8 protein-coding genes and 3 pseudogenes are annotated in these 16,177 nt (G+C 70.3%); 7 read left to right on the top strand and 4 right to left on the bottom strand.

Features of this window, described 5'->3' with window-relative positions:
* Positions 1-70 precede the first annotated feature (70 nt).
* Positions 71-1,471 carry a TIR-like protein FxsC gene (locus tag AB0M62_RS09255; RefSeq protein WP_366073484.1) on the top strand — a complete coding sequence of 467 codons (1,401 nt, stop codon included), beginning with the start codon at positions 71-73 and terminating at the stop codon, positions 1,469-1,471.
* The gene (gene fxsT, locus AB0M62_RS09250) at positions 1,455-5,390 is read left to right on the top strand and encodes an FxSxx-COOH system tetratricopeptide repeat protein (RefSeq protein WP_366073483.1); all 3,936 of its coding nucleotides are present in this window, start codon (positions 1,455-1,457) and stop codon (positions 5,388-5,390) included. Before AB0M62_RS09255 ends, fxsT begins: the two co-directional genes overlap by 17 nt.
* A 15-nt stretch (positions 5,391-5,405) precedes the next feature.
* On the opposite strand, the gene AB0M62_RS09245 is transcribed toward fxsT, so the two are convergent.
* Complete coding sequence (locus AB0M62_RS09245) at positions 5,406-6,272, bottom strand: alpha/beta hydrolase (RefSeq protein WP_366073482.1); 867 nt, start codon at positions 6,270-6,272, stop codon at positions 5,406-5,408.
* 436 nt (positions 6,273-6,708) lie between these two features.
* On the opposite strand from AB0M62_RS09245, the gene AB0M62_RS09240 reads away from it, so the two are divergent.
* Positions 6,709-7,794 (top strand): S1 family peptidase, encoded by a 1,086-nt coding sequence (locus AB0M62_RS09240; RefSeq protein ID WP_366073481.1) that lies wholly within the window; start codon positions 6,709-6,711, stop codon positions 7,792-7,794.
* A gap of 127 nt (positions 7,795-7,921) precedes the next feature.
* On the opposite strand, the pseudogene AB0M62_RS09235 reads toward AB0M62_RS09240, so the two are convergent.
* A pseudogene (locus AB0M62_RS09235) lies at positions 7,922-8,302 on the bottom strand (PASTA domain-containing protein); the annotation flags it as partial.
* A gap of 297 nt (positions 8,303-8,599) precedes the next feature.
* Between AB0M62_RS09235 and AB0M62_RS09230 the strand changes: the two are divergent.
* The 3 genes from AB0M62_RS09230 (at position 8,600) to AB0M62_RS09220 (ending at position 14,313) form a co-directional block, all read left to right on the top strand.
* Entirely contained in the window at positions 8,600-12,112 is a 3,513-nt protein-coding gene (locus tag AB0M62_RS09230; RefSeq protein ID WP_366073480.1) for a DNA polymerase III subunit alpha, read from the top strand.
* On the top strand, positions 12,109-13,134 hold the full coding sequence (locus AB0M62_RS09225; protein ID WP_366073479.1) for a hypothetical protein: 1,026 nt from the start codon (positions 12,109-12,111) through the stop codon (positions 13,132-13,134). The genes AB0M62_RS09230 and AB0M62_RS09225 overlap by 4 nt, the downstream gene beginning before the upstream one ends.
* Before the next feature lie 318 nt (positions 13,135-13,452).
* A complete protein-coding gene (locus AB0M62_RS09220; RefSeq protein WP_366073478.1) occupies positions 13,453-14,313 on the top strand; it encodes an alpha/beta fold hydrolase in 861 nt (286 codons plus the stop codon).
* 38 nt (positions 14,314-14,351) lie between these two features.
* On the opposite strand, the gene AB0M62_RS09215 is transcribed toward AB0M62_RS09220, so the two are convergent.
* On the bottom strand, positions 14,352-15,407 hold the full coding sequence (locus AB0M62_RS09215; protein WP_366073477.1) for a lytic polysaccharide monooxygenase: 1,056 nt from the start codon (positions 15,405-15,407) through the stop codon (positions 14,352-14,354).
* A 277-nt stretch (positions 15,408-15,684) separates the two neighbouring features.
* Positions 15,685-15,923 (bottom strand): annotated as a pseudogene (locus tag AB0M62_RS09210) (IS607 family transposase); the annotation flags it as partial.
* A gap of 37 nt (positions 15,924-15,960) precedes the next feature.
* Between AB0M62_RS09210 and AB0M62_RS09205 the strand changes: the two are divergent.
* Positions 15,961-16,166, top strand: a pseudogene (locus AB0M62_RS09205) (hypothetical protein); the annotation flags it as partial.
* Positions 16,167-16,177 lie beyond the last annotated feature (11 nt).

The raw sequence follows: 16,177 nt of genomic DNA, 5'->3' as shown, positions 1-16,177 counted from the left end.
GACTGAAGGTTGAGGGGATGTGGCGGGGGCTGCTCGGGAATGATGTTCTTCCTCGCATCTTCCTCACTCCATGCGATGTGAGCGGTCATCACAGGACGGGGGTCGTGTGCACGCAGCAGCACAACAGCGAGCGGCGGACCATCGACCGTACTTCTTTCTCAGCTACGCGCATACGCCGAGGTACGGGGCCGGTGGTCCCGATCCCGACATGTGGGTCGAGCGGCTGTTCCGGGACCTCTGCGGACATGTGATGGCGCTGACCGACCTCCCCGCCGGCGCGCCCGCGGGTTTCATGGACCGGGAGATACGCTCCGGCGAGGGCTGGTCGGAGCGGCTGGGGGCGGTCCTCGCCTCGTGCCGGGTCTTCGTACCGCTGTTCTCGCCGCGCTATTTCGCCAGTGAGATGTGCGGAAAGGAGTGGTACGCCTTCGCGCAGCGGGCGATCCACCACAGCGCTCTCAGCAACCAGCCGGCCGAGGCGATCGTGCCGGCGCTCTGGGTGCCCGTACCACCCGACGAACTGCCGGGGCCCGCCGAGCGGTTGCAGTTCAACCACGGCACCTTTGGGGACCGCTATGTGACCGACGGGCTCTACGGTCTGATCAAGCTCCGGATATTCGCCGAGGAGTACGAACGGGCCGTCTATGAACTGGCCAAGCGCATAGTCCGGGTGGCGGACACCGTACGTCTGGGCCCCGGCCGGCCGGTCGACTACAGGCTCGCCCCGAGCGCCTTCGGAAACCCCAGCGGCCGATCAAGGACCATGCAGGTCACGGTCGCCGCCGCCAACCGCCATGAACTCCCCGAGGGACGCAATTCCGAGTACTACGGGGATTCCGCACTCGACTGGAACCCCTACCACCCGGTGTCCCAGCGACCGGTCGCCTATGTCGCGGAGGACCTGGTGCGCTCGCTCAACTACCAGACCACCATGGCCTCTTTCGACGAGGAGGCGGGGCACTTCGACAACAAGCAGCCCCCGACCAAGCCGGAGATCCTGCTCGTCGACCGCTGGGCGGTGGCCGACGAGGAGCGAAGGCAGCGGCTCGCCGCCTTCGACCAGGACGCCCGGCCGTGGGTGAGCGTGGTCGTGCCGTGGAACCGGCTCGACCACCAGAGCCGGGCAAAGGAGACCGAATTGGCCCATCGGCTCGAGGACACGATGCCGACCAAGATGAGTCAGGGAAGGGCCGCGTGCCGGACCGCCGCCAACGGTGTGCCCAGTATGGAGGCCTTCGGCCAGATACTGCCCCAGGTGGTGGAAGCCGCCGCGCAGCAGTTCCTCAGACACGCCCAGGTCTATCCGCCGGCCGGGGGAGTCCACACCGAACGGCCCCGGCTGGTCGGCCCCATGGCGCCGGACGGTCCCACGCAGCACCCACCGTCCGGGTGGACGCAGAACAGCCCGCTGCATGACAGCGACGACGACCTCGATGCCGATGCGGAGGACACGGATGACAGCCAGTCGTGACGGACGCATCGTCACCTTCTATTCGTACAAGGGAGGTACGGGCCGCACCATGGCCCTGGCCAACACGGCCTGGATCCTGGCGGCGAACGGCAAGCGCGTCCTCGCGGTCGACTGGGACCTTGAGGCGCCCGGCCTCCACCGCTTCTTCCACCCCTTCCTGGACCCCTCCACGCTCGGCGCCACCACCGGTGTCATCGACCTGATCACCGAGTACGCATGGGCCGCGACCAGCCCCGTCCAGCGCGCCGACGACTGGCACCGGGACTACGCCCGGATCCAGCCGCACGCCGTCTCCCTGGCCCCCGAGGCGCTGGGCTGGGAGTTCCCCGACGGCGGCACCCTCGACTTCGTCTCCGCGGGACGGCAGAACCGCGAGTACTCCGCCACGGTCTCCACCTTCGACTGGGACAACTTCTACGACCGGCTCGGCGGAGGGCACTTCTTCGACGCATTACGCGAGGACATGAAGGAGAACTACGACTACGTCCTCATCGACAGCCGGACCGGCCTCAGCGACATCGCCGACATCTGTACCGTCCATCTGCCGGACGTCCTCGTCGACTGCTTCACCCTCAGCGACCAGTCCATCGACGGCGCCGCCTCGGTGGCCCGCCAGATCGACGAACGCTACGGCGACCGGGGCATCAGGATCTTCCCCGTACCCATGCGCATCGACGAGGGCGAGAAGGAGAAGGCCGACGCCGGACGAGCCCTCGCGCGGCTGAAGTTCGACCGCTTCCCGAACGGGCTCGCCGGTGACGAACTCACCTCGTACTGGGGCGCGGTGGAGATCCCGTACCGCCCCTACTACGCGTACGAAGAGACGCTGGCCACCTTCGGCGACGAAGCGGGGCTGACCAACTCGCTGCTCTCCGCCTTCGAACGGCTCGCAGCCGTCGTCACAGACCAGCAGATCACCTCGATGCCGCCGGTCGCCGAGGATGTCAGGCTCCGCATCCGGGACGCGTTCACCCGTCGCCGGCCCGCGCTGCCCGCCGACCTCTTCCTCAGCTATGTGGCGGAGAACCGGATGTGGGCCGACTGGATCGAGTCGGTGCTCACCCGCGCCGGCTTCCGGGTCGTGCCGCGGGACGTGTCCGGGGAGCCGCGGCCGTCCGACACACTGGGCGCCGGCCTGGACAGCGCGGCCCGGACCGTTGTTCTGCTCTCCAGCGCGTACCTCAAGTCCGCGCGTGCCGTGGCGGTCTGGGAACGCGCCGCGGCCGAGGACCCCACCGGTGCCCGGCGGCATCTGCTGCCGCTGCGCGTCGGCGACGTCCGGCTGACCACGCCGTACATCGACCGGAACCCCGTCGACCTGTTCCGGCTCGACGAGGTCCACGCCACCGCCGCGCTGCTGCGCGCGCTGGAGCGGCCGGTCCAGCTCACCGACAACGTCTCGCCCGGACCCCGCTTCCCCGGCACGGTGCCGAAGATCTGGAACGCACCGCCCCGCAACCCCGGCTTCACCGGCCGCAGTGTCGTACTGGAGCGTATGCGCGACCAGTTGGGCGGCGGCATGGCCGTGGTGCTGCCGCAGCCCCAGACTCTGTACGGACTGGGCGGGGTCGGCAAGACGCAGGTCGCCCTGGAGTACGTGCACCGCTTCATGGCGGACTACGACCTGGTGTGGTGGATCTCCTCCGAGCAGACCGACGACGTGGTGGCCGGCCTCGCCGAGCTCGCCGTCCGGCTGGGAGCCCAGGGTGGCGAGGACATGGCGGCGGCCTCCCAGGAGGCCATCGACCTGTTGCGCCGCGGTGTGCCGTCGTCGCGCTGGCTGCTCGTCTTCGACAACGCCGACGACCCCGAGCAGCTGAAGCGGTTCTTCCCGCCCGGCGGGCCCGGCCATGTCCTTGTCACCTCCAGGAACCAGACCTGGTCGCAGTACGGGGACGCGCTGCCCGTCGACGTCTTCCTGCGCGACGAGTCCATCGAGCACCTGCAGCGTCGCGCGCCCGGACTGACGAAGGAGGACGCCGACCAGGTCGCCACCGCCGTCGGTGACCTGCCCCTCGCCGTCGAGCAGGCCGCCGCCTGGATCGCCGAGACCGCCACACCGGTCGCGGCCTATGTGGAGCAGCTGGCTCAGCAGGCCGCCCGGGTCCTCGCGCTCAACCAGCCCGCCGGTTACCCCGAGCCGGTCGCCGCCACCTGGAACGTCTCAATAGACCGGCTGCAAAGCCGGTCGCCCGCCGCGGTACGGCTGTTGCAGCTCTGCGCCTTCTTCGCGCCCGAGCCGATCTCGGCCAATCTGCTGTACAGCAAGGAGATGATCGACGCCCTCAAGCCGTACGACGCCTCCCTCCAGGAGAAGCTCGTACTCGGCCGGGTCATCCGGGAGATCGGCCGGTTCGCGCTGGCCAAGGTCGACCAGGTCGGCAACAGCATCCAGGTGCACCGGCTGGTGCAGGCCGTCATCAGGGCCCAGCTCTCGGAGGAGGAGCAGGCGGACGCCCGGGCCGCGGTCCACCGGATCCTGGCGGGCGCCCGGCCCGACGACGACGAGCCGATAGACAACCCGGAGACCTGGCCGCGGTTCGCCGCGATCTGGCCGCATCTCACGCCGTCGGAAGCCCGGCTCAGCAAGGATCCGGAGACCCGGCGACTGCTGATCGACCGGGTGCGCTACCTGTGGAAGCGTGGCGACTTCAAGGCCGCCTCCGCCCTCGGCGGCGAGCTGCGCGAAACCTGGAAGGAGATGCTGGGCGACAGCGATCTGCAGTACCTCTACCTTCGGTTCCACCTCTCCAACATCCTCCGCTCGCAGGGCCGTTACGTGGAGGCCCGGGAGCTGGACGAGGTGACGCTGGAGCGGCAGCGCGAGGCGCTGGGAGCCTCGCACCCGCACACGTACATGACCACCAGCGGCCTCGCCATGGACCTGGGCACACTCGGTGAGTACGGCAGGGCCATAGAACTGGCGAGGGAGGCGCACGAAGGCTTCAGCCAGATCTTCCACGAGTCCCATCCCCGGACACTGGCCGCCGCGAACAACCTGGCGCTCAACCTGCGCATGGTCGGTCAGTACGCGCGGGCCCGCGAGATCGACCAGGACGTCTTCGACCGGCGCACCGAGGTACTCGGCCCGGAGCACCCATACACCCTGTCGTCGGCCACCAGCCTGGCCCGTGACCTGCGCGAGGTCGGGCGCTACGAGGACTCGGTGAGCCTGCTCAGCCGTACCTACGACGTCTACAAGCGGCAGCTCGGCAAGGCGTTCCCCGGCACGCTGAGCGCGGCCAAGAGCCTTGCCGTTTCGCTGCGCAGGGCGGGCCGGCTGGAGGACGCACGCCGGCTGACCACGGCAACGCGGGCCCGCTACCGCGCCAAGTACACCTCCGCCAACCCCGACTCGCTCGCCTGCGACCTGAACCTCGCCGCCGACCTGTTCGCCGCAGGCGACTCGGTGGGGGCGCGGGACCTGGCCCAGGAGGTCGTGGACGAGTACCGGAAAGTGCCGGGGGAGCGGCACCCGTACACGCTCGCCGCCATCAACAACCTGGGCATCTACCACTGGGGCTGCGGCGCACCGGAGACCGCCGAGCCGCTGCTCGAATCGGCGGTGCGGGTGATGCGGCAGGTGCTCGGGGACACCCACCCGCACACCATCTTCACCACGCTCAACCTCGCCAACGCCCGTGCCGACCTCGGGAAGCTGGACGGCGCCCTCGACATGGAGCGGCGCGCGGTCGACCTGCTGCGGGACGTGCTGGGGGCGCATCACCCGGAGACGCTGGCCTGTGCCTCGAACATGTCGGTCACCCTCGATGCCCTCGGCCGGAAGGAGGAGGCCCAGCGGCTGCGCAACGAGACCGTCGACGAGTTGCAGCGGCTGCTCGGCGACGAGCACGCCCTGACCCGGATCGCCCGGGACGAGCGGCGTGTGCACCGCGATCTCGAACCGCTGGCGGTGTGATCCGCACGCTGTTCCTCAGTCGCGCAGCAGCCAGGTGAGGATTCTGGGGAGAGCATGCAGGGCGGCGAAATGCGCGGCGGCGGGTTCGAACGCGGCCGTCGCGCTGGGGATGCGGGCGGCCAGCCAGCGCGAGTGGCCGACCGGCGAGAAGACGTCCTGCTCGCCGTGCCACAGCATGACCGGGGAGGTGATGTCGGCCGGATCGAAGCCCCACGGCGTGCAGAAGGCGATGGCGTCGTCGATCCAGCCGTACGCCGACGTGCGCAAGCCCTCACGGTAGTTGCGGAGGAGCATCGAACGCAGTCCGGCGTCGGAGACGATCATCCGGTCGTTGTCCGTGAGTTCGCGGCGCAGCTCGTCCAGCAGCCGGCCCGGATCCTTCCTGATCGCGTCCGAGCGGGGGATGAGGCGGGCGGCGAGCTCTTCGGGGTCCACGGCCGCGGTGCTGTATTCGCGGACATTGGACGCCGTCATCCCGTCGAACCAGTCGAGCCCGTCCGCGTCCCAGGGCGCGAGACCCACCAGCGCCGCGGTCCGGGTGACCCGGTCCGGCAGCAGCGCGGCGCACGCCAGGGCGTGCGGTGCGCCGCCCGACCGGCCGGCCACGGCGAAGGTGTCGAGGCCCAGGGCGTCGGCGATGGCCGCGACGTCCTCGGCCACATGGGCGACGCTGCGGCCCCGCAGCCGGTCCGAACCGCCGTAACCGGGGCGGTCGTAGGCGATGAGCTGCATCCGGCGCTGATAGAGCACCATGCCGCGGGGAGCGGGACCGAGGCGGCTGCCGGGTGTGCCGTGCAGCAGGAAGACCGGCCTGCCGCGCGGGTCTCCGAACCGCTCCACCATCAGATGCCGCCCGTCCGCGGCGCGCACCTGACTGCGCACCCCGCCTCCTTCGCTGTGGCCTTCGCCTTCGCCCGGGCCTTCGCCCGGGATTTCGCCCGGGGCTTGTTCCGGGACTTCGCCTGGGACTCCGCTTCGCCTGGGACTTCGCCCGGCTGCACCCTGATTGTCGTCGGTGCGGACCGGCTGCGTAAGGCTGTACGCCACATCCAACCGAACCGGGGAGACCGGTTCAGGACAGGACTAGTCCTCACGCGGTGACGAAGGCTTGATCGCAGGCAGTGTTCGCATGTGGAACTGACATGGCGTGACCACCGGTAATCAACACAACGGCGTCACGGTGTGGTTGTGGTGTGCGCGTCCTGAAGTCGTCCTTGTGTGCTACCGATCAGTATCGGAATAGTGGGCCTCTCACGTCCTCCGTACCCGTCTGACACCCCACTTGTCTCCCGGTACGGCCCCCACAGGAGGTCACGACTTGAAGCACCGACGCATAGCCAAACGACGTGCGGTCATCGCAGGGGCGGGCGTTGCAGCGCTCGTTGCTGCCGGCGTCACATTGCAGACTGCGAACGCCAGTGAGGATGTCCCCCGGTTCACGGTCAAGACGCTGTCGGCGACGGCGGCCGGAAATCTCGCGTCCGACCTCTCCGAGGACCTGGGCGCCGACGGGGTTGGCGCCTATTACGACGCCGACACCAAGACCCTTGTGGTGAACGTCCTCGACGAGGCGGCGGCCGAGGGCGTACGCGAGGCCGGCGGCAAGGCCAGAATCGTGGAGAACTCACTCCTCGACCTGAAGAGCGCCCGGGAGACCCTCAGCGCCAAGGCCACCATTCCGGGCACCTCGTGGGCGGTGGACCCGGTCACCAACAAGGTCCGTGTCACCGCGGACCGCACGGTCGACAGCGCGGAGTGGGCCAAGCTCTCCGGGGTCGTGAAGAGCCTCGGCTCGAAGGCCGTACTGAAGCGGACCGCCGGAGAGTTCAAGCCCTTCGTGGCCGGTGGAGACGCCATCCACACCGGCGGTGGGCGCTGCTCGCTCGGCTTCAACGTGGTCAAGGACGGCGAGCCGCACTTCATCACCGCGGGTCACTGCGGGGAAGCCGGCAGCCAGTGGTCCGACCAGCAGGGCGGCGCGGCCGTCGGCGAGATGGTCGACTCGCAGTTCCCGGGCAACGACTTCGCCCTGGTCAAGTACACCGCGCAGACCGACCACCCGAGTGAGGTCAATCTCTACAACGGCAGCGCGCAGCAGATCGCGAAGGCGGGTGAGGCGACCGTCGGCATGCAGGTGACGCGCAGCGGCTCCACCACCCAGGTCCATGACGGCGAGGTCACCGGCCTGGGCGCCACCGTGAACTACGGCAACGGTGACATCGTGGAAGGGCTCATCCAGACCACGGTCTGCGCCGAACCCGGTGACAGCGGCGGTTCCCTCTTCGCGGGTGACACGGCGATAGGCCTCACGTCCGGCGGCAGCGGCGACTGCACCTCGGGCGGCGAGACGTTCTTCCAGCCGGTACCGGAAGTACTGGCGGCGTTCGGAGCCCAGATCGGCTGACTTCCGGCCACCACCCCTGCGTCATGTGCCCCGCCCCGGGTCGAAACCGGGGCGGGGCGCCGCGTTCAGGGGCAGTTCTCGCCGAACTCCACCGCGGTGAAAGTGACCGGCTGCCCCTTCAGGACTTCGGGCAGGTCTCTTCGAGCTTGACGGTGCCGAAGTCGACTCGGGAGTCCGACGGCCGGTTGCCGGGCTTGGGCGTCTGCGAGCAGACCTTCCAGTTGCGGTCGAACGCCTGGTTGCGGCCTCGGCCGAGAGCGTCGTGCGAGGTGAGGCTGTGGAAACCGGCATCTTGTGCGCTGTCCTGGGCGCTCTGGAGGCCCATGCCCACGAAGTCGGGCAGCTGGGCGGTCTCTGTTCCCCCGGTCCCGGGTGCGGGTGTGGACGGCTTTGCTCCGTCCTCGCGGGTCGGGGCGGGTGGCTTCGACGCGGTGCCGGAGCCTTCGCATGCGGTGATCGTGAGCAGACCGGCCGTGATGAGCACGGCTGTGGCGGCGGTGGTACGCATGTGTCCCCCAGGACGTCGGGTGTCCAGTCGCGATTATGCGCCGCGTCGGGGTGAGTGTCCGCGAGGTACGCGACATGTGTCGCCCGGGGGTGGCAGGGACCGCAGCGGTGGCCCGTACGGTGCGCCGCTGCCGCTGCCGCCGCTGCCGCCGCTTCCCGGCGAGCTCCGCGACCTGGGCGCACACCTCCACGGGGGTCGCACAGGTGTCGCACGAATGTTCGAAACTTGGTCTATGGTGGAGACGGGGGAGGCGATCACAGAGGTCACGGCGGTCATAGAGGGAAGCAGGAGGCGCGGGTGCCAGGGTTTACCCATCTGCACACCGTTTCCGGGTTCTCCATGCGATACGGAGGCTCTCACCCGGAACAGCTGGCCGCACGCGCCTCCGAGCGGGACATGGACGCCCTCGCCCTCACCGACCGCGACACCCTCGCGGGCACCGTCCGCTTCGCCAAGGCATGCGCGGAGGCGGGAGTGCGGCCGCTCTTCGGGGTGGAGCTGGCGGTGGGGGAGCGCGTGAAGGAGGCCGGGCGTACGCACCGGTCGCGTACGCCGGTCCGTGGTGGGGCGTTCATCGACGAGTCCGCGCCCCGCGCCGTCTTCCTGGCCCGGGACGGCGCCACCGGCTGGGCCGCGCTGTGCCGGCTGGTCACCGCCGCCCACGCCGACGGTGCGGAGCGCCCTCTGCTGCCCTGGCCGGAGAACCACGGCGACGGTCTCACCGTGCTGCTCGGCCCAGGCTCCGAGGTCGGCCGGGCGCTGGCCGCCGGCCGCCCCGACCGCGCCGCGAAACTGCTCGCCCCCTGGCGGGACGTGTACGGCGACGCGCTGCGCCTGGAGGCCGTGCACCACGGCAGGACCGGCACCGGCCCCGGCTCACTGCGGCTCGCCGCCCGCACCGTCGGCTTCGCCGCCGAACAGGGCGTACGCGCCGTACTGACCAACGCCGTCCGCTACGCCGACCGGGGGCAGGGCCCGGTCGCCGACGTGCTCGACGCGGCCCGCCGTCTCGTCCCCATCGATCCGCGGGGGCCCCTCGACAGCGGCGAACGCTGGCTCAAAGGTGCCGATGCCATGGGGGCGACCGCCGGGCGGATCGTGGAGGCGGCCGGATGGCGGCGCGACGCGGCGCACCGGCTGCTGGAGGAGACGCAGCGCACCGCCGCCGAGTGCCTGGTCGACCCCGCCGACGACCTGGGCATCGGCTTCGCCCACTTCCCCGAACCGCATCTCGTCGGCGCCGGCCACCGCACCGCGGCGCGCGTGCTGCGCTCGCGCGCCGCCGCGGGCATGGTGCTGCGCGGCTACGACCGTACGTACGCCTACTGGGAGCGGATGGACCACGAGCTGGACATCATCGACCACCACGGCTTCGCCTCGTACTTCCTGACCGTGGCCCAAGTCGTCGACGACGTACGCAAGATGGGAATCAGGGTGGCCGCCCGTGGCTCCGGCGCGGGCTCCCTCGTCAACCATCTGCTCGGCATCGCCCACGCAGACCCCGTCGAGCAGGACCTGCTGATGGAGCGCTTCCTGTCCAAGCGCCGCAAGGAGCTGCCCGACATCGACATCGACGTCGAGTCCGCCCGCCGGCTCGAGGTCTACCGCGCGATCATCGGCCGCTTCGGCACCGAGCGGGTCGCGACCGTCTCCATGCCCGAGACCTACCGGGTGCGCCACGCGGTACGGGACGTGGGCGCCGCGCTCTCCATGGACCCCGTCGAAGTGGACCGGCTTGCCAAGTCCTTCCCGCACATCAGGGCCCGCGACGCGCGCGCCGCGCTGGCGGAGCTGCCGGAGCTGCGCGGTGTCGACCCCGACGGGAAGAAGTACGGGCGGCTGTGGGAACTGGTCGAGGCACTGGACGCGCTGCCGCGCGGGACCGCCATGCACCCGTGCGGAGTGCTGCTCTCGGACGCCACCCTGCTGCACCGCACCCCCGTCGTGCCCACCAGCGGCGAGGGCTTCCCCATGTCCCAGTTCGACAAGGACGACGTGGAGGAGCTCGGCCTGCTCAAGCTCGATGTCCTGGGCGTGCGGATGCAGTCGGCGATGGCGCACGCCGTCGCCGAGATCGGGCGCGCGACGGGCCGGCGGCTCGACCTGGACGACCCGGCCCAGGTGCCGGACGGCGACCCGGCGACGTACGAACTGATCCGCTCCGCCGAGACGCTGGGCTGCTTCCAGATCGAGTCGCCCGGACAGCGCGACCTGGTCGGCCGGCTGCAGCCCGCGACCTTCCACGACCTGGTGGTCGACATCTCACTGTTCCGGCCGGGGCCGGTCGCTGCGGACATGGTGCGGCCGTTCGTCGAGGCCCGGCACGGGCGTGCGCCGGTTCGCTATCCGCACCGCGACCTGGAGAAGCCGCTGAGCGAGACGTACGGAGTCGTGGTCTTCCACGAGCAGATCATCGAGATGGTGAACATCATGACCGGCTGCGGCCGGGACGAGGCCGACCGGGTGAGGCGCGGGCTCTCCCACCCCGAGTCCCAGGGGAAGATCAAGGTCTGGTTCGCGCAGCACGCGGAGCGCAAGGGGTACACGGCCGAGGTGATCGCCCGTGCCTGGGAGATCATCGAGGCGTTCGGGTCCTACGGCTTCTGCAAGGCGCACGCCGTCGCCTTCGCCGTACCCACCTACCAGTCGGCCTGGCTCAAGGCGCACCATCCGGCGGCGTTCTACGCCGGGCTGCTCACGCACGACCCCGGGATGTACCCGAAGCGGCTGCTGCTCGCGGACGCGCGGCGGCGCGGCGTGCCGGTGCTGCCCCTGGATGTGAACCGGTCCGCCGTCGCTCATCGAATCGAACTGGTGTCTGATGCGGCTGAGGTGCCCGAGACGAGGAGGTGGGGACTGCGGCTCGCGTTCTCCGACGTCCATGGCATCAGCGAGGCCGAGGCCGCCCGGATCGAGGCCGGACAGCCCTACTCCTCCCTGCTGGACTTCTGGGAAAGGGCCCGTCCTGGCCGGCCGGTCGCCGAACGGCTGGCGCAGGTGGGCGCGTTGGACACCTTCGGCCCGAACCGCCGGGACCTGCTCCTGCACCTGGCCGAACTCCACCGCGCACAGCGGAAGATGCCGCTGGAGGGCGGACAACTTCCTCTCGGAGGCGGCCGGAAGACCGCGCCCGTCGGACTGCCGGATCTCAACGAGGCCGAGCGCCTCAGTGCCGAACTGGGCGTCCTCGGCATGGATGCCTCCCGGCACCTGATGAGCGACCACCACACCTTCCTCGACGAGCTGGGCGCCATCCCGGCGAAGCGGCTCCGGGACACCGCGCACGGGCAGACCGTGCTGGTCGCGGGCGCCAAGGCGGCCACCCAGACCCCGCCGATCCGTTCCGGCCGCCGGGTCATCTTCACCACCCTCGACGACGGGACCGGCCTGGTCGACCTCGCCTTCTTCGACGACAGCCACGAGGCCTGCGCGCACACCGTCTTCCACTCCTGGCTGCTGCTGGTGCGCGGAGTGGTCCAGCGGCGCGGTCCGCAGAGCCTCAGTGTGGTCGGCGCGGCGGCCTGGAACCTGGCTGAACTGGCCGAACTGCGGCGCGAGGGCGGCCTGGACGCGGTCGCGGCCAGGCTGGCGGAGGTTCCGGAGGTTCCGGAGGTTCCGGAGGTTCCGGAGGTTCCGGAGGATGCGGCGAGGGAGGTCTCTGGGGAGGCGGCGCGTGCGGGCGACAGCGGCCGCCGGATCCAGTTGTCCACGGGGTACGAACTGAACCCGTGGGCGGACCTCCAGCCGGCCGGTGAGCAGGCCGCCACCGGTCGCAAGCTGTGGCACTCGAGTCCGGGGAGCGCGGGATGATCCTCTGTATACGTTTCCATCTGGAGCCGGACGCTTTCGGCGCGAGGGCCACCGGTGCCGGGGCCTTGAGTACCGGGGCCACCTGTGCCGGGACCGCCCTCTCCGCGCTGCTCGCGCTGACCGAGGGACTCACCCCCACCGTCCAGGCCATGCCGCCCGACGCCGCGCTCGCCGATGTCCGGGGCGCCGAGCGGTACTTCGGCCGGGACGCGGCCGGAGTCGCTGCGTTGCTGCGGGTGCGTGCGCTCGCGCACTGGGGCATCGGCTGCACGATCGGCGTGGCCGGCAACCCGATGCTGGCCCGGATGGCCGCGCGGCGGGCCGCGCCCGGGACGACCCTGGTCCTGCCCGACGAGCCGGAGGCTGTACGGGAGTTCCTCGCCCGGATGCCCGTCGGCGCGCTGGACGGGGTCGGTGCCTCGACCGCCCGCACCCTCTGTTCGTACGGGCTCGACTCCATCGGCCGGATCGCCGCGGCGCCCCTGCCCACCCTCCAGCGGATCATCGGCGCGCGCGCCGGGCGCGAACTGTACGAGAGGGCGCGGGGCATCGACCGTACGCCGGTCGTCCCGAACGCCGCCGCCCGGTCGATGGCCGCCGAACGCCCCTTCGACCGCGACGAGCTGGACCCGGTACGGCACCGGCGGGCGCTGCTCTCCCTCACCGAGGAACTGGGCGCCCGTCTGCGTGGTGAGGGGCAGGTATGCCGCTCTCTGACCCTCACCGTGCGCTGCGCCGACCGGTCAACGGTCACCAGGAGCCGTACGCTGCGGGAGCCGACGGGACACTCCGCGGCGCTCACCGGGACCGCGTACGGGATCTACGAATCGCTCGGCCTGCAACGGGCCAGGGTCCGCGGTCTCGCGCTGCGCGCGGAGGGGCTGGCCCCCGCCGAACTCGCCGCCCACCAGCTCAGCTTCGATCCGGCGGACGACAAGGCCCGCAGGATCGAGGAGGTCGCCGACCTGGCCCGGGCGAAGTTCGGCCCGCGGGCGGTCCTGCCGGGTTCGCTGGCGGCCTGACCCGTACAGCTGCGCCGCCTGCTTGCCCGCGCGGCCCGAGAGTTCTGACTCAGGTCACTGGTTCGCCCACGGGGGAGTGCACCCGGGCGGCGGAGGCCGCGGCCGCCGATGCCCTACGTCCGTGGACCGAGCTGCTCGGCGAGCCCCGGGCGCACCCATCAGACCCACCTGGTGATGGCCCGCAAGGTTTTTACCGACGCGTAACTTCACACTTTTACTACTCGCGCGTAATTTGGCATGAGCACGGCATTCTTGTGATCCGGATCACAGGGCGAATCCCCCATCGCAATTCCCCTTGAGCCGCAAGGAGATCACCCGATGCTGCCCTGGAAACGAGTGCTCAGACCCCTGGCCGCCATGCTCCTGGCCTTCGCCGCCGTCACCGCCGCCCCCGCGACCGCGGGGGCGGCCGCCGCGCCCAGCAGCGGCTGGAACAACTACTCCTGCAAGCCCTCCGCCGCCCACCCCCGCCCCGTCGTCCTGGTTCACGGCACCTTCGGCAACGCCGTCGACAACTGGCTCGGTTTCGCCCCCTACCTGGTGCACCGCGGCTACTGCGTCTACTCGCTCGACTACGGTCAACTGCCCGGTGTGCCGTTCTTCCACGGCCTCGGCCCGATCGACAAGTCGGCCGAGCAGCTCGACACGTTCGTAGACAAAGTGCTCGCCGCCACCGGCGCCTCCGAAGCCGACCTCGTCGGCCACTCCCAGGGCGGCATGATGCCGCGCTACTACCTGAAGTTCCTCGGCGGCGCCGAAAAGGTCAACGCCCTCGTCGGCCTGGCCCCCGACAACCACGGAACCACTCTGCTCGGGCTGACGAAACTGCTCCCGTACTTCCCCGGCGCGGAGGACCTGCTCAGCTCCGCCACCCCCGGACTCGCCGACCAGGTGGCGGGCTCGCCCTTCCTGACCAAGCTCAACCAGGGAGGCGACACCGTCCCCGGCGTGAGCTACACCGTCATCGCCACCAAGTACGACCAGGTCGTCACCCCGTACCGCAGCCAGTTCCTCGAGGGCTCGGGCGTACGCAACGTCCTGTTGCAGGACCTGTGCCCGGTCGACATCTCCGAACACGTCGCGATCGGGCTGATGGACCGTATCGCCTTCCACGAGGCGGCCAACGCGCTGGACCCCGCCCATGCGAAAAGGACCACCTGCGCGTCGGTCTTCGCCTGACGCACAGGTGGTCCGGTCCTTGCGGGGAGGCCGGTGACTCAGCGGCCGTGACGGCCGCCCGTCACCGCCTTCCGGCGGACCGAGGCGAACAGCACCGCGGCCCCGACGGCGAGGGCGGCCGCACCACCGATCGCGAGCGTGGAGGTGGTGCTGTCGCCGCCGGTCTCGGCGAGGTTCTCGCCGTCGGCGGCCGGGGTGGCGGAACCATTGGCGGCCGGTTGGTTGCCGGCCGCCTCCTCGGTGGCGGGAGTGGTCGCGGGGGCACTCGACTCCGTACCCGTGCCGGGTTCGTCGCCGCCGTGCCCGCCGTGATCGACGGAGGAGTCGTCTGCGCCGTCCTCGATCTGGTCGTCGGTGGGGGCGGAGGCGGTCGGCGCCGGAGCCGGTGCGGTCTCACCGGAACCACCGCCGGAACCCGACCCGCCGGAACCCGACCCGCCGGAACCCGACCCGCCGGTGTCCTTGCCGAACACCACGTCGGAGCAGGTGTAGAAGGCCTCGGGGCTGTCCGACCGCTGCCAGATGCTGTAGATCAGGTGGCGTCCGGACTTCTCCGGCACTGTTCCGTCGAAGACGTACTCGCCGCTCTGCAACTTCGGGTCGGTGACCGTCGCGAACGGCTTCGCCTCGAGGTCGGACCACTTCAACGGCCTCGACGGGTCGTATCCGTCCTTCGTGATGTACAGCTCGAAGGAGCCCTTGTGGGGAGCGGTCGCCTTGTAACGGAAGGTGTGCGCACCCGGCGAGAGCTTGCTGGACGGCCAGTCGGCCCGCGCCAGATCCACCCCCTTGTACTTGTCCCGGCCCGCGGAGCAGAGCTTGCCGTCCGGGATCAGCGACTTGTGGTTGCCCGCCGCGTTGGCGATGTTGACCTCGTTCCAGTCGTAGAACGCCTGCGTTCCACTCGCCGCGACAGCCGCCTTGCACGCCGCCGACTTCGGGCTCTCCGGCCCTTCCGCGAAGCAGGCCGACACCCGGCTGACCGGGTCGGTCATCGACCCGTGGGCGGCGGCGGGCCCGGCGGCGAGCGCGGCCAGCGCGAGCGGCGCGAAGCCGAGGGCGGCTATGCCGGTGGCCGTACGACGAGCGGTCATGGGGGATCTCCTTCGACAGCGGCAAGTTCACTGCAGGCACTTCACCCCGTCGGCGCCACCCCCCGAAAGACGGCACCGACGGACCGAAACCCGCGCCCGACGATCAGCAAGCTAGCCGCTCGGAACGCCGAAATGGCCTGCTGAGGAGGTGTGGAGGACATCCTTATGGTCGCTTTAAGGCAACGCTAAGCGGGCTCTCAGGTAGGCCGCCGACAGAACCGTTCATCCCGGACGCGACCTCAACTTCGATCCGCATCACCCGATGCCCGGCCTTCGCCGCCCACGCCGACAACCGCGCCGTCTGACGCTCCAGATCCGCCTTCTGGTCGTGTGAGGAGCGCGGGCATACAAGCCGACACCACCGACCATCTCCGGCACGGCATTGGCCTCCACGTTCACCAGAATCGTGCGCGGCCCAACACGCTCAGCCGGAACGGGCAAATTGCCCTCACGGAACCAGCGATACGCGGTCTGCGGATGCACACCCTGCGCCTTCGCCCACTCCTTGAGATTCATCCACACTAAAGAATCAACAGCTCCCCACCCCCTGAAGGGTGTGGCCTACGCCGCAAGCTGGCCCAGCGTGGAGATCGTCTGCCACCAACGTCCCAACTTCCCGTGCATCTCGTTGCGGCAAGCGCCGGCCGACGGCTTGTCCTGCACGCCATGCACAGCGTCGTCGACTGGCTCGCCTTTGCCGTGTGGGAGGACGGGCAACTGGTCCGCTCCCTGAGCCTGTCAGCGGACAGCGGCATCATCAGAACGCAGCG

This window comes from Streptomyces sp. NPDC051219, assembly GCF_040682335.1.
Lineage (GTDB): Bacteria > Actinomycetota > Actinomycetes > Streptomycetales > Streptomycetaceae > Streptomyces.
Note: the sequence above shows the minus strand (reverse complement) of the source record. Positions and strands in the feature narration are given on the sequence as shown.

Coding starts and splice junctions, on each gene's coding strand:
- AB0M62_RS09215 (WP_366073477.1), bottom strand. CDS start 15,407: ATGACCGCTCGTCGTACGGCCACCGGCATAGCCGCCCTCGGCTTCGCG.
- AB0M62_RS09220 (WP_366073478.1), top strand. CDS start 13,453: ATGCTGCCCTGGAAACGAGTGCTCAGACCCCTGGCCGCCATGCTCCTG.
- AB0M62_RS09255 (WP_366073484.1), top strand. CDS start 71: ATGCGATGTGAGCGGTCATCACAGGACGGGGGTCGTGTGCACGCAGCA.
- AB0M62_RS09225 (WP_366073479.1), top strand. CDS start 12,109: ATGATCCTCTGTATACGTTTCCATCTGGAGCCGGACGCTTTCGGCGCG.
- fxsT (WP_366073483.1), top strand. CDS start 1,455: ATGACAGCCAGTCGTGACGGACGCATCGTCACCTTCTATTCGTACAAG.